This window comes from Deltaproteobacteria bacterium, from assembly GCA_026388415.1.
Taxonomy (GTDB): Bacteria; Desulfobacterota; Syntrophia; order Syntrophales; family JACQWR01; genus JAPLJV01.
In genome coordinates this window covers 23,471-38,183 of record JAPLJV010000008.1, presented here as the reverse complement: position 1 = coordinate 38,183, position 14,713 = coordinate 23,471, and the positions used below count along the sequence as shown (strand labels likewise).

The 14,713-nt window shown below is 49.7% G+C and carries 12 protein-coding genes and 1 pseudogene; 7 read left to right on the top strand and 6 right to left on the bottom strand.

Annotated features, from left to right (window positions below):
* The first annotated feature begins 26 nt into the window (after window positions 1-26).
* The 3 genes from NT140_02025 (at window position 27) to NT140_02015 (ending at window position 7,024) form a co-directional block, all read left to right on the top strand.
* Window positions 27-3,023, top strand: a complete 2,997-nt coding sequence (locus NT140_02025; protein ID MCX5830663.1) for a GAF domain-containing protein — start codon at window positions 27-29, stop codon at window positions 3,021-3,023.
* Window positions 3,024-3,125: 102 nt separating this feature from the next.
* On the top strand, window positions 3,126-6,158 hold the full coding sequence (locus tag NT140_02020; protein ID MCX5830662.1) for a PAS domain S-box protein: 3,033 nt from the start codon (window positions 3,126-3,128) through the stop codon (window positions 6,156-6,158).
* A gap of 386 nt (window positions 6,159-6,544) precedes the next feature.
* Window positions 6,545-7,024, top strand: coding sequence for an NlpC/P60 family protein (locus NT140_02015; GenBank protein MCX5830661.1), 480 nt, complete (start codon window positions 6,545-6,547; stop codon window positions 7,022-7,024).
* Window positions 7,025-7,287: 263 nt separating this feature from the next.
* Here NT140_02015 and NT140_02010 read toward each other — a convergent pair whose 3' ends face one another.
* The 5 genes and pseudogenes from NT140_02010 to NT140_01990 form a co-directional block, all read right to left on the bottom strand.
* Entirely contained in the window at window positions 7,288-7,590 is a 303-nt protein-coding gene (locus NT140_02010) for an MTH1187 family thiamine-binding protein (protein ID MCX5830660.1), read from the bottom strand.
* A gap of 127 nt (window positions 7,591-7,717) precedes the next feature.
* The gene (locus NT140_02005; GenBank protein ID MCX5830659.1) at window positions 7,718-8,050 is read right to left on the bottom strand and encodes a DUF3147 family protein; all 333 of its coding nucleotides are present in this window, start codon (window positions 8,048-8,050) and stop codon (window positions 7,718-7,720) included.
* Between the two features lie 121 nt (window positions 8,051-8,171).
* Window positions 8,172-8,312 (bottom strand): annotated as a pseudogene (locus tag NT140_02000) (aldo/keto reductase).
* Between the two features lie 92 nt (window positions 8,313-8,404).
* Window positions 8,405-9,520, bottom strand: a complete 1,116-nt coding sequence (locus NT140_01995; protein ID MCX5830658.1) for a radical SAM protein — start codon at window positions 9,518-9,520, stop codon at window positions 8,405-8,407.
* A 202-nt stretch (window positions 9,521-9,722) separates the two neighbouring features.
* Window positions 9,723-9,974, bottom strand: a complete 252-nt coding sequence (locus tag NT140_01990; protein ID MCX5830657.1) for a hypothetical protein — start codon at window positions 9,972-9,974, stop codon at window positions 9,723-9,725.
* A gap of 486 nt (window positions 9,975-10,460) precedes the next feature.
* Here NT140_01990 and NT140_01985 point away from each other — a divergent pair, with 486 nt between their 5' ends.
* The 4 genes from NT140_01985 to NT140_01970 all read left to right on the top strand — a co-directional run bounded on the left by NT140_01985 (window position 10,461) and on the right by NT140_01970 (window position 13,820).
* Window positions 10,461-11,480, top strand: a complete 1,020-nt coding sequence (locus NT140_01985) for a magnesium transporter CorA family protein (protein MCX5830656.1) — start codon at window positions 10,461-10,463, stop codon at window positions 11,478-11,480.
* 99 nt (window positions 11,481-11,579) lie between these two features.
* Window positions 11,580-12,047 carry a hypothetical protein gene (locus NT140_01980; protein ID MCX5830655.1) on the top strand — a complete coding sequence of 156 codons (468 nt, stop codon included), beginning with the start codon at window positions 11,580-11,582 and terminating at the stop codon, window positions 12,045-12,047.
* Between the two features lie 5 nt (window positions 12,048-12,052).
* Window positions 12,053-12,460 carry a phage holin family protein gene (locus NT140_01975; protein MCX5830654.1) on the top strand — a complete coding sequence of 136 codons (408 nt, stop codon included), beginning with the start codon at window positions 12,053-12,055 and terminating at the stop codon, window positions 12,458-12,460.
* Window positions 12,461-12,848: 388 nt separating this feature from the next.
* On the top strand, window positions 12,849-13,820 hold the full coding sequence (locus tag NT140_01970) for a class II fructose-1,6-bisphosphate aldolase (protein ID MCX5830653.1): 972 nt from the start codon (window positions 12,849-12,851) through the stop codon (window positions 13,818-13,820).
* 18 nt (window positions 13,821-13,838) lie between these two features.
* On the opposite strand, the gene NT140_01965 is transcribed toward NT140_01970, so the two are convergent.
* Complete coding sequence (locus NT140_01965) at window positions 13,839-14,702, bottom strand: thiamine pyrophosphate-dependent enzyme (protein ID MCX5830652.1); 864 nt, start codon at window positions 14,700-14,702, stop codon at window positions 13,839-13,841.
* Between the last annotated feature and the right edge of the window lie 11 nt (window positions 14,703-14,713).

Below are 14,713 nucleotides of genomic sequence, written 5' to 3'. Positions count from 1 at the left end.
GACGGATCCCGTCGAAAGGAGTTATTATGCATCTCTTGTTTGGTCGGAATCTACGCTTCCATAACTGGGCCGTCATCGCCATGCTCTGCATCGTCTTTGTGCTCACTGCCTCGATTCTGGTCGTCGTCATCACCAAATTCAACGCCATGGCGGAAGACAGCGCAAAGCAACGCTTCTTCCTCATAGCACAGACCGGTGTGGAGCGGCTGCGGAATCTCATCGGGGGCACAAGCCGCCAGGTCACGGTGCAGGCCGGCGCTAGGCGCGCGCGCTTCGCCGAGGAAGGACGCTTGAACGACCATGACATGGTGGTGACCTTCATGTCCCAGTTGGAGAGCGAAGAAAGCCTATATTCCGTCTATTTCGGGCTTGAGAACGACGATTTCTTTCAGGTGGTGAATACCAAGGGCAACCAGAACTTGCTTGCCTCCTTGGCAGCGCCCGAGAACACCCGGTTCGCCCTGCGGAAAATCGTCCGGAAGGAGGGAGGGAGGCGCTTGGAAACCTGGGAATTCTGGTCCTCCGACCGGCAAGTTATTGGTTCGAAAGAAGGACAGACCCAGTATTTCCCGACCCAGCGGCCCTGGTATGATGGGGCAAAACAGACTCCGCCCGTCGCGATCACGGACCCGTATATTTTTGCCTCTTCCCGGGAACCGGGGATTACGATTTCCAGCCCGCTCCGGGGAGGGATCGGAGTGCTTGGAGCAGACCTGAGCCTGGGCGCGCTTCACGATTTCCTGGCGAAAATTCCACTGACGCCGGCCAGCGCGATTGTCATTCTCGACCACCACAATAGGATCCTGGCTCACCACAGCGCCTACCAGGCCTACAACCTGAAGGAAGTGGCCTCATTGACACCGATCTCCCAGACCGCCAGTCCCCACCTTGCCGTATTGGAAGCATGGCAAAGTGAGGACGATGCGTCGCGTGCGAGGATCATCAACGTCGGGGGAGAAAAGTTCGTGTTTGCATATTACGCGTATCCCGCCGCACCGGGCGCCGAGTTCCGCATCGGCGTCTTTGCGCCGATGCGTGACTTTTCCGGTCCGATCACCGAGGCGCGGAACCAGGTCATCCTCCTGACGATCGCCTTTCTGCTGGTCGTGATCCCCCTCGCTGTTATTGGTGCCCGCCGGGTTGGGCGCTCCCTCTCCATTCTCGCCAAGGACGCAGAGCGCATCTCAAAAATGGACTTCTCCGGCGAAGTCGGTCGTCTGCCTACGATTCTCTACGAAGTCATAGCATTGGCCCAGGCCCAGAAAGTCATGAAGAGTACGCTGCATCAACGCACCAGAGCCCTGACGGTAGCCGAGCAGAAACTGGCGAGCCTGGTGGAGAACGGTATCCTGATGTCACGGGAGCGCAACCGGCAGACGCTGCTCCGGCACATCCTCTTTGGAGGAAAGCAGTTGTGTAATTGCGATGCAGGAACGATGTATCTGAAAACCGATAAAGGAACACTCGCGTTTGCATTGCGTACCAAGGACGATTCACTGCCTTCGTTCGAGATCCCGTTCAGAGACCCGGTAACGGGAGAAATCAACGAGAAGTACGTGTCCGTTTTCGCGGCACTGCACAACGAAGCCGTCGTCATCGACGACGTCTATTCCGAAAAGCGGTTCGATCTGAGCGGTTCGCACCGCTTCGACGCCGAGACGGGATATCGAACCGAATCGATGCTGACCGTTCCCATGTCGCCGCGTGAAGGCGAAGTGATCGGCGTCCTGCAGTTTATGAATGCCCTGGATCCGGATACCGGGAAGGTTATTCCGTTTCCGAGGGAATTGGTAGGTTTCGTCGAGGCGCTGGCCTCACAGTCGGCAGTCGCGCTGGAGAACCAAAACCTGCTGCAGGCGCAGCGGACGTTGATGGATTCGTTGATCAGGCTCGTGGCAGGCGCAATTGACACGAAGAGTCCTTACACCGGCGGCCATTGCGAGCGGGTGCCTGAATTGGCGATAATGCTGGCGGAAGAGGCCTCCCGGGTGGAGGAAGGGCCACTCGCTGACTTCCATTTCTATTCGGATGAAGAGTGGCGGGAGTTCCGGATCGGCGCGTGGCTCCACGATTGCGGAAAGGTTATAACCCCCGAGTACGTGGTCGACAAGGCAACCAAACTCGAAACGATCTACAACCGCATCCACGAAGTGCGCATGCGGTTCGAAGTGCTGTTGCGGGACGCCGAGATCGCCTGTCTCAAGGAAATCCAGGACGGCGGCGATTCCGAGGCGGCCATCAGGGAATACCGCGGGCGTCGCGCTCAATTGACCGACGACTTCGCCTTCGTGGCGGAATGCAATATCGGGGGCGAATTCATGGCTCCGGAGCGCATCGAGCGGATCAAGAGGATCGCCGGCCAGACCTGGCTGCGTCATTTCGACGATCGCCTCGGCCTGTCGCACGAGGAACTGCGGCGCTATGAAAGCGTGTCCGCCTCCGAGCTACCGGCGGTCGAACCCCTCCTCTCCGACAAGCCCTACCACATCATCCCCCGGGGTGTCGACAAAGCGCTCGATCCCAAGTACGGATTCAAGTTGCAGGTTCCGGAAAGCCTTTACAATTTCGGCGAGATCCTCAACCTGTGCGTGGCACGGGGCACGCTCTCCGAGGAGGAGCGCTTCAAGATCAACGAGCACATTATCCAGACTGTCGTCATGCTGGATGCTCTGCCGTTTCCGAGAGAACTGCAAAGGGTTCCCGAATATGCGGGCACTCATCACGAAACGTTGACGGGCTCAGGGTACCCGCGTGGTCTGACAAAAGACGATTTGTCGGTGCCGGCCCGCATCATGGCGATTGCCGATATCTTCGAAGCCCTTACCGCTTCCGACCGCCCATACAAAAAGGCCAAGACGCTCTCCGAGTCAGTGAAGATCCTCTCCTTTTTCAAGAAAGACAGGCACATCGATCCAGGGCTGTTCGACCTGTTCCTTCTTTCGGGCGTATACTTGAAGTACGCCAAGCGCTACCTCAAGCCGGAACAGATCGACAGTGTCAATGTTTCAATGTATCTGGGTTGAGGCGGGCTGCAGCGGCTATATAGAAATACCGATCGCCCCGGATATGCTTGCAGTACAGGTTGAAAAGCATTTATCAAAAAAAGATCATCATGGGGAGAAACAATGAAAAAAACAATCTTGATTGTTGACGACGACAGCACCAATCTATACATGCTGGAAACCCTGCTGAAGGGATACGGTTTTGAAGTGATTTCGGCGGAAAACGGCAAGGATGCGCTGGATAAAGCCATTCTAAACCCTCCGGATCTGATTGTCACGGACATTCTGATGCCCGTGATGGATGGCTACGCCTTATGCCGGCGATGGAAATCAGATGATACACTCAAGCATATCCCCTTGGTATTTTACACCGCCACCTATACCGGATCCAAGAACGAGGATTTTGCATTAAGCCTCGGGGCGGAGCGATTCATCATCAAACCCCAGGAACCGGATATACTGATGAGTATTCTAAAAGAGGTGTTGGAAGAAAACTATGTGGTCAAGCAAGTGGCGACTAAACCGCTTGAGGAAGAAATGGAGGTTTTCAGGCAGTACAATGAAATCCTTTTCAGTAAACTTGAAAAGAAAATGCTGGATCTGGAGATTGCTAATCAGGAGTTGAGGATATTGGAGGAGAGCTATCGTTTATCTTTTGAGAATGTGTCGGATGTTATTTATACACTTGATACAGATCTCAACATTATTAGCATATCTCCGAGCGTGGAGAAAATATTGGGATACAAACCACAAGATTTCATTGGCCGACCTGTTTCCGATTTAGGAAATGTCCTTACGCCGGAATCTTTTGAGCAGGCTTTAGCCGATATGAGTTTGATCTTAAAGGGTGACACAATTCATGCGACGATTTATCGGTTTATCGCAAAGGATGGAACCATAAAGTATGGTGAAGTCAGTGGGTCGCCCGTTATGCGCGAAGGCAAGATCATCGGAATCATTTCTGTTGCCCGCGACATTACGGACCGTGAGCAGGCAGAGGAGGAGCTGCGGAACAGCGAAGAACGTTTCAAACGCCTGTATCAGGATAGTCCCACCCCGACCTTCACCTGGAAAAAAAAAGGGGACGATTTCACTCTTTTAGATTTCAACAAGGCCGCCAAGCAACTGACCAACGGCAAAGTCTTCGACTATCTCGGAGCCAGTGCCGTGGAACTGTATAAAGACAGACCTCAGATCCTCCGTGATTTGAATCTTTGCTTCCAGGAACAGCGTGCTATTAAACGGGAAATAAGTTCCCGTCGCTTCGCACCGGGTAGATTCCTTTTCGTGCAGTATGGTTTCATTTTCCCGGATTTGATTATCGTCCAAGCAGAGGACCAAACCACCCGCAAGCAGGCGGAGGAGGCACTACAGGAGAGCGAGAAGAAATATCGTGATCTATATGATTTTTTGCCAATCCCGGTATATGATATGGATTTGGAAGCCAATATTACTTCTGTCAACCGCGCTATTTATGAAACTTTTATAGGTACAGAAGAGGATTTAAAGAAAGGTTTTAAAGCATGGCAGCTAATTTCACCTGAAGACATTGATAAATCGAGCAAGAACATTCAAGGGCTGTTAAAGGGGGAGCAAATAAGAGGCACTGAATATACTTTAATGAGGTTAGATGGGTCTGTCTTTCCTGCCATTGTAATCTCAAGTGTAATTTACAGTGATAGCAAACCTGTGGGGCTTAGAGGTGCTATCGTAGATATTACGGAGCGCAAGCAGCGGGAGGAGGAAATGCGCCGGATGAATGTGTTCCTGGACTCGATTATCGAGAATATCCCGGACATGATCTTCCTCAAGGATGCCAAGGAACTCCGGTTCTCCCGTTTCAACCGGGCGGGAGAGGAATTGCTGGGTTATTCCAGGGACGACCTGTTGGGGAAGAACGATTATGATTTCTTCTCGAAGGAACAGGCAGATTTCTTTACTGAGAATGACCGGGATGTTCTATACGGGAAGAAGGTTGTTGATATCCCGGAAGAACCCATTCAGACCCGGAAAAAAGGAGAGCGCATCCTGCACACCAAGAAAGTGCCGATCCCGGACGAAAACGGAGAACCCGAATACCTGCTGGGTATTTCCGCGGACATCACCGATCTCAAGCGGGCGGAATATGAAATCCGGGCACTTCTGGAATCTGTTCAAGAAGAGAAAACCAGACTATCCTCACTGATCAGCAGCATGACCGACGAGGTCTGGTTTGCAGATACACATAAGACATTCACCATAGCAAACCCATCTGCTCTCAAACACTTCTGCATTGACCCTAATCAGATGATCGAAGTAGAAAAGCTGGCGAAGAGCCTGGTCGTGTTGCGCCCGGATGGTAGCGAGAGGCCTGTCAAAGAGGCTCCGCCCCTGCGCGCCCTCACAGGAGAAGTGGTAACGAACCAGGAGGAGATCATTAAAATTCCGGCAAGCGGAGAATTTCGGTATCGCCAGGTCAATGCAGCCCCGGTCAGAGATATCACTGGCAATATCATTGGGTCTGTATCCGTCGTCCGCGACATCACCGAGAAGAAGCAGGCGGAGGAGGAACTTCAGCGTACAGTCAAAAACCTCAGAAGGGCGGTTCAAACAACCATCCAGGTCATGGTGTCAACCGTGGAAACACGAGATCCTTATACCGCCGGTCACCAGATCCGGTCAGCGGATCTGGCCCGTGCGATTGCCACGGAGATGGAACTTCCCCCGGATAAGATCGAGGGCATCCGCATGGCCGGTTCGATCCATGACATCGGAAAGCTATCCATCCCGGCAGAGATATTGTCCAAGCCGACAAAGCTGTCTGAAATCGAGTTTAGACTGATCAAGGAACACTCTCGCAAAGGATACGAAATTCTCAAGGATGTGGAATCCCCTTGGCCACTGGCGGAGATTGTCTTTCAGCATCATGAACGGATGGATGGTTCGGGCTATCCAAGAAATCTGAAAGGGGATGACATTCTTATGGAGGCCCGCATTCTGGCTGTTTCAGATGTTGTGGAATCCATGGCATCCCACCGGCCCTATCGTCCAGCATTGGGATTAAATGCAGCCCTGGAAGAGATTGAGAACAATAAAGGGACAATTTATGATGCAGATGTGGCAGATGCCTGTCTAAGATTATTCCGGGAAAAAAGTTTTCAGCTTGAAAGAGCTTGATTCCAAACAGTAATCCTCTCCACAATGGTGAACTGAAAATCATTTAGTTGGAGGGTAAATTATTATCGGCAAGATTCGGGAAAGGTTTCATTTTGAAAAGCTTTTTACTTTGATATTTACACGAAATTGCTTTACGCGCATCCATCGGTAATCATGAAACATCAAGAAAGGAATTGAACGATATGGATCTATTGAACTATCTGGGGTCTATCCTCATTTCCCTCTGCATTGGCTTGGGAGGGTTTGTCCTGGCATTTAAGGTCTTTGACTGGTTTGACGCCAGGGGTTGAATTTTCCGAGCAGCTTAAGCAAGATAACCGGTCCGTGGCTATATTCCTGGCTGGGCTCTTTATCGGCTTGGGCCTCTTGCTTGGCAGTGCGGTAAAATGAAAAAATTGGCTTTTCTGATCTTGTTGTTCATATTGACCAACTTCTTGGCCCAACCGGCTATTGGGGTGACTGCCAGTATGGACATACCAGAATATAAAGCTTTGTGGGACAGTTTACAGCCGAACATTAACCGCCACCTTCGCAGGCCTTATATCTGGGGGGCAAGCGGTTTAAAGAGCTTCGATTGTTCCGGATTTGTCTGGCGCGTGATGTACGATAGCGGAGTGTTGATAAAGCGCACAACTGCACGCAAGTTTTACCTGTCGTTACCGGCCGTTGAGCAGGATCAGAAGTACAGGCCCGGAAATATCGTTTTCTTCGATGACCTCAAGCACTGCGGTATAGTGTCCGACGGGCAAAAATTTTATCACGCCAGGAGCTCGAAGGGAACCACCCTCGATAGTTTTGACCATTATTGGAGTCCGAAGGTAACTGGTTTTCGGGCAATACCCGTGCCCAGCATCTCGCGGCAATGATAGACACGGACATATTCAATTATTCAATAGCGGAACGTAAGACGAACATTGCTCATCGCTACTGGAATACTGACGGATGTCGCCTGGTTGCTGGATTAACGGGCATGAAGCTCCGGCGTTACTCTCTTTCGATCCATAATCCTCAGTTCTGACAACTGGCTATTACTGAAACTTCTGTCACGATGTTTTTTACCGGCGAGATCTTGTATCGAGTATGTTGGAAGAAACGGGTACCGTAAGCTCATGTCTCGTCCAGGTTGACATCAGCATAGAAGCTTGTCCTGCACACTTTTTACCTTAGCTTCCATTGTTTCTGAACGGTCTGTCCTTGTCCCAACTTTTATGGTCGTTGTGATACGTGGGGCACCCATTTCATGAACCACCTCATGGCAACGTTTGACAGCGGCAAATACCTCGTCCCATTCGCCTTCGATATCGGTGCCGTAGGAATGGAGCGATATTTTCAATCCTGCAGCCATGAGTACCTTTTCACAGGCGGCAATATACGGTGACAATGATATACCGACTCCTATCGGCACAAGGCAAAGATCAATAATAACTTTCATTTGCGGTTTCCTTTCTCAGTGATTTATTCCCTTATCTTGGTTCAGCACCCTACAGACTGAATTGTATTGTTAAAGGTTAGTTGAAAGTTAAAAGAGTAAAAAACCACAGTAAGTAATGTGCTTTTCTTCATTTCAACATCCATTGGTGAATGATAGCTGCCACGATCCATGCTCCAAAACTTGCCGTAAGGGCAATGGATAGTGGAAGGTGCTTCTTGAAACAGAGGAAAGCCACTAGATAGAAGAGCATGGTCGGCAAGATTCCCCACTGTGCCCCTTTGGCGAAGTTCTGCATGGTTTGCGGATCACCATTGTTCTCCAAATATATCCAAACAAGGACCAGCGCACCGGTAAGTGGCATCACGGCAATAAGACCTGCGGCGGCGGGCAACTTCTTGCCGATTGCTGTTGCGGCAATTATGACAAATAGACTGATAATAACTTTGATCAAAATCTGCATGGAACCTCATTCTGTTAAACTGCCTCGTAGATTGGCCGAGGATCATCTTAAAGTTAAATTTTCTTGAAAGATTTTTTTTGCCTTGACTATAGTTTGCTCCCAATCAGATCCTTCGAGCTCATCCATGGTCGATTGCGTAGCGGACCTGCTTCCTTGCCCTCTCTTCATCTATCGTCCTATCTTCTTTTAAGGGTAAACGCATACACCCGAAACCGAGTATCGAGAGCTCATCTCCATTCTTAGGTACTCTTCTATACAACATTTTCAATCCCCGCTTCTTGATCGTTTACCCGGTTGATGGGTCATGCACATGGTTTTGAGTATAAGCTAAATGCCAATGCTGGCCAATCAATATCATAGAGTTTCCATGGCGATGAGTTCTTTTGCATCAAGGTGTTTTGATTCGTCTATAAAAAGACCTTCGCGAATCAGCTCCAGAACAAGCGGTTTTTCTTCTGGAAACTTATAGCCTTCATAATCCTGATGAAACAGCAGACCGCCACGTCTATTTGTCCATGCATTCATGCTATGGTCAAAGCAGACACGCGAAATCACATTCAATCCATCAATCGTTAACCTTAACTCTTCAAGACGTTCATGCGGTGAGGAGAGTTTCAGCTTCCCTTGCTTGTAATCCTCAGAAATTGGTGTTCCACGTCTGGGCACAAAGGGACGTGACCTGATATAGTTTGGGTTTATAGCCGTTAAGACGCGGGCAGTGTTTTCCGCATGTTGCCGCCAGTATGTACTACCACCCAGACCGGGCATCCAGTACTCAGAAAGTTGAAAGCCGGCAGCCATCGCCTTTTTCCCACTATCAATTTGTTCGGCGCTGGTCACGCCTTTGCGGATGACGGTAAGTAATTCATCATCCCCTGTTTCCAAGCCAACATGGAGACGATCGAGTCCTGCCTCCCGGATGGCCTTCAATTCTTCCGGCTTTCTTTGAGACAACGTCTTGGAGCGGGCGTAAGAGGTAACTCTAGTGAGCGTTTTTAACGTTCCCCGCAGATGCTTGAGTACTTCTATGATCTCGTGTGGCCGCATGATCATACTGTCGGCATCCTGCAAGAAGGCCGTATTTCCTCCTGAATGGAGCCAGTTGAAAACAGTGATGAAGCAATCGTTGTTATTGAGAGAAGGATCTGCCCGCAAAATAGCCATTCCCACCTCGCTGGTAATTTGGCCATCTTGGGCCATTTTCGTGGAGACGGCTTTTAGTTCATCGCCGATGATCTTGACGGTATCGATGTCTGCTTTGATATCTTCTGCTTTGCGATACACAAAGGGATGCCCCTTGTACATTTCGCAGAAGGTGCATTTGTTCCATGGGCAATTTTCTGTGATCCTAAGGAGTAGTGATGAGCTCCCACCCTCGCTGGGTGGACGGTACAAGCCCATAGCAAAAGATGAATTCGCTATTAATTCAGCACTCTTCTGATATGTATTGTTTAATGCTGAAGACGACATATATGCCCCTATTGTCTTTCCTAAACCGCATTCCCAGGATATGGTAATAAGGTATGTTTACTCCAAATATCTTCCGGTGCGTTTAATTCCATTAGGGTTTCTGATGATGGTTGGCCGCCATTCCAGAAGTGATATTTCTGGTCAGAGTTGAAAGGGATGATTATACTTCCATTATTGTCGGAATAGGGGATACTTTTATTGGTCATGTTGCTGAGTTTCCTTTTTCTTTCCTTATTATTTTCATCGGCGCGAGCTGGGTTTTGATCAATTCCTTTTTGTTCTCCCGGTCCAGCAACAAAGCCAGCACCAGCGGGATAATAAAGCCGATGATGCTTACCCAGATTGGTATGATAAACCCACCGATAAGAATATCAACCTGAAAAATAATCCTCACCAGGTGCGCCGCTGATATAGCCATGAGCAGAATCGCTACAACGGTTATTAAGGGTTTCATGATCAGATCCCTTAGATTTTAAAAAGTTTCCGTAGCGGCCAGGTCTGGTAAAGGGAACTGGTGACGATTATTAATAGCTACCGGCGCGCTCTGGCGTTGGTTTGTGATGCTACACCTGTTTCTGGTCATTGTAAACAGCAGAAATCTGTTTTGTTCCATTTAATTGACAGATTCTCCTCGCTAATGTATGTTTAACGCCAGACATAAAAGAGTGCGGGAAAAGATCTGATTTTGCCCCGTCTAATTTTTCAGTCCCACTATAGTCCCACTTTTTTGGTGTTCCCTTGGGAATATTGAGGAAAGCAAGAAAAAATATTATACTAAAAATCAAGTATTTATGTAGATGGGGAATATAGGGGAAGTTAAAAAATCAGCTTCCCAAGCTGGACGTCGCCGGTTCGATCCCGGTCGCCCGCTCCAGTAAAATAAGGGAGTTACTGAGGACTCGTGACCCCCTTTTCTTTGGTTTCCATCGGAGAAGAAGCAATGCCAGGGTATCAATACTTCCACATCACCAAAACGGGGAAATTAACGTCCAAGGAAAATTTATCTGACGCCTTGAGCGCGATCAGCAAAGGCGGGTTTTTATGGCTGGACTATTGCGAACCGGATAAGGCGGATTTGGAAAACCTGATCGAGCCGCTCAATCTGCATCCTCTGGTCGTTGAGGATTGTGTGGATGAAAACCAGATTCCCAAAATTGAAGATTATCCCCAAAATACATTTATTTTGTTTAATGCCTTCGAATACACCAATCATACCCTGAGCATTTCAGAGATTGACGTGGTTATCGGTGATAATTATTTGATCACTGTCAGCGGCCGTGACAGCAACGGGCAACCGATGCTGAAGGGAATCGAGCATTATGTGGAAAACGATCTGGGCAATGCCCGCCAGGGGCCAGCTTATCTGCTGCATGTGCTTTTGGACCGCATCGTTGATCAGAAATTTGTGGCGATTGAAGCGATCGAGGAAGCTATAGATGAATCGGAGGATGTCATTCTGACAGATTTGGACCGCTTCAATCCCGCCGACCTGTTGTGTTTGCGGCGCAACCTGGTGAAATTGCGCAAGAGCCTGTTCCACGAGCGCGAAATCCTCGTGAAGATTTGTCGCAAGGACTGTCCGTACATCCCCGACAAGGCCATTCTGTATTACCGCGATTTGTATGACCACCTGGCCAAGTTTTTTGAGCTGACCGAGTCCTCCCGTGAAATTATCAGCAGCTTGATGGAAATGTACGCTTCCCTGATCAACAACCGGATGACCAAAGCCGCCAACAGTACCAACATCACCGTACGGCGGCTGACCTTCATCACTACCATCTTTATGCCGCTGACCCTGCTGGCCGGGATCGGCGGTATGTCCGAGTGGTCCATGATGACGGGTCCGGAAAACTGGCAGATTTCCTACCCTCTGTTTCTGGTGGCAATGGTGGTGACCGGCATCACCAGTTATTATCTGCTGAAATGGATCGAGAAGCGGAAAGGGGCGGATCAATCTTGAAAAAGCTGTCCGGACTGGTATTGGACTTTACACAAACTTTTAATACGGGATGAAATGTGGTAATATGGGTCAATTATTTTAAGTAAAAGGAGGCGTCAAATGGGAAAAACATCATATCTGCGGTTCAATCCGGAAACTAAGGAAATCGAGTTGGAAGGCTCGGAGGAATTTATCAAAGCATATTTCGATAAACTTCAGCAAAAGCTTCCCCAATCGTCCGGCGAAGGGAAAAAAGAGCCGGCAGCGGCAACAACGTTACCGGCGAAAAAGGCAAAGGTTAAGGCAAAGGCCAAGGCAAAAGCGAAAGCAAAAGCGAAAGCAAAAATTCCGGCGCCCGGAAAGGCGATAAAGGTTGCCGGTAAAAAGGCAACTGCCAGGAAATCTCAAGAAGCGTCCTTGTTTGATAAGGTTGTGGGCATTATCCAGGACAGTGCCGAGGGAATCACGACGTCTGAACTTAATGTTAAAACCGGACTGACTGACAGGCAGATATGGGGCATTACCAGTCGGGCAGCTAAGTTGGGTAAGATAAAGAAGACGAAGCGGGGGATTTATTTGCCGGAGTGATAATTATGAATAACGCGTTCGTCAACATGCTGTTGCGGTGGCTCGTTCTGGCGCTGGGCGTAGTGCTTGGCACGATAATCGTGCCCGGCATCAGCTACGATACGGGCACAACCCTTACGATCGTGGTGCTGATACTGAGCTTCTGCAATGCGATCCTGAAGCCGCTGCTGCTGCTTTTCACTCTTCCGTTTATTGTCTTATCGCTTGGTATCGGGATTTGGATCGTAAACGCAGTCCTGTTCTATTTCGTCAGTTGGCTGGTGGACGGTTTTTATGTAGAGGGTTTTGGTTCTGCGTTGCTGGGGGCGTTAATTGTCAGTATCACCAACCTCCTGATGAACCGACTGCTTGTGCAAAAACGTTCGCCCGGTCCGCCTTCACTGGTCAAGCGGAATGACGTGATTGATATCTGAGCGCCGGGAGCCTCAAACGGACTCAATTTGATAATCCGTGACGAATAGGAAGAATGCGGATTCAACCAAGGTGAGGTCTTTGTAACGGCCATGGATGAGTTCTTTGGTTGCGGCCGCATCCGATAAGTCAGTCTTCAAAACATAACATCCATCAAGTTTGGCATTTTCATTGATGAATCTGCACGATAAATCAAGGGCAATTTCCCGCTACCGGACCCCTGCGGATTTACATTTGTTATCACCAAGTCGTGGAATAAAGTGCGGGCAAAACGTAATCATTGATGTTCTTTTCATCCAGAATTGTGATATGGAGGACATACATGTCCAAGGAAGAAGAGTTGCCGGTAATCTATGTCCCCCGGAAAACTAAGCACAGAAAGGAAAAAATATGGTCTCTTACAAAGAGTTAGGCCTGGTCAACACCAGAGAGATGTTCGCGAAAGCAATGATAGGCACTTACGCAATACCTGCCTATAACTTCAACAATATGGAACAATTGCAGGCAATTGTGACGGCGTGCATAGAAACGAAATCGCCGTTCATTCTACAGGTATCGAGCGGCGCGAGAAAATACGCCAATCAGATACTTCTCAGGCACATGGCCAAAGGCGCCATGGAGATCATTAAGGCGGCGGGGGTTGATCTTCCTGTGGCGCTGCACCTGGATCATGGCGACACTTATGAACTCTGCGTTTCCTGCATAGAAAGCGGTTTTTCGTCTGTTATGATAGACGGTTCCGCCCACAAATATGAGGACAACGTGGCTCTGACCAGAAAAGTCGTGGAATACGCGCACCGGTATGATGTAACCGTCGAAGGGGAACTGGGAGTGTTGGCCGGCATAGAAGACGAAGTAAGCCATGCAACAAGCCATTATACCCGTCCGGAAGAGGTTGAGGACTTTGTAAAAAAGACCGGCGTGGACAGTTTGGCGATATCCATAGGGACTTCACACGGCGCCTACAAGTTTAAACTCAAGCCGGGAGAGTCTGTGCCGCCCTTAAGATTCGATATTCTCGCGGAAGTAGAAAAAAGGATACCCGGCTTTCCGATAGTTCTGCACGGCGCGAGCTCGGTAATGCCGGAATATGTCGCGATGATAAATAAATACGGCGGCAAAATGGATAATGCGGTAGGCGTTCCGGAAGAGCAACTGAGAAAAGCAGCGGCTTCCGCGGTTTGCAAAATAAACATAGATTCGGACGGAAGACTTGCCATGACGGCCATGATTAGAGAAGTTTTCGCGACCAAGCCGGGCGAATTCGATCCAAGAAAATACTTAGGTCCTGCCCGGGACGAACTCGTCAAAATGTACAAGCACAAGAACGAAGCGGTTGTCGGCTCAGCCGGTAAAGCTTGACTTTCGAAAGAGTGAAATTCATACCCGGGACTTCAGTATCGCCGCGATTTTATCCGGCGCCCTTTCCCGCTCGTAAAGCGGCCTTTTGTCATGGGCATAGAGCGGCAGATTCTCCTCAAAAGGGATGCGTGCGCTATTCGAGTAGATGATCCCCAGGGGGAAAGGGGATTCTTCCTGCGCTTTGGCCAGGGCCGCGGTCCTGTTCGTGGGATCGTAATCCTCCTGAAGGTAATAGGAATTATCTTTATACCACTGGGAAGTATTGATTTTGTTGAAGGAAATGCAGGGCTGGAAAATATCTACCAGCGAGAAACCCCGGTGGATGATCGCCTGCTTCATGATCTCCTTGGTCTGCTCCCAATCCGCGGAGGAGGCGCGGGCAACAAAGGGAACGTCCAGCGCCACGGCTAAGGACACGGGATTTAAAGGTTTTTCAAAGACCCCGGCCGTCTGGACAGGAGTCACCATGCCCTCTCTGGTGGTGGGCGCGGCCTGCCCCTTTGTCAAGCCATAGATCATGTTGTCATGGACAAAAAGGGCAATGTCCGGATTGCGCCTTGTGGCATGCAGGAAGTGATTGCCGCCTTCCCCGTACATATCGCCGTCGCCGCCCTCGGCAATAACCGTCAGGCCCGGATTGCTGGCCTTGACAGCCGTCGCCGCTGGCAGTGCGCGGCCATGCAGCCCATTGTAAAAATTGGTGTTTATATATTGGGGCATCTTGGCCGCCTGGCCGATGCCGGAAACGAGTACCACTTGTTCCCTGGCAACACCGAGCTCGTCCAGCGCCGCCAGCAGGGAGCGGCGGATGGAAAAATTGCCGCAACCCGGGCACCAGGCCATGTCTATTTTATGGGGAAAATCAAATTTGTTTTCGGCCATAGCAAACCTCC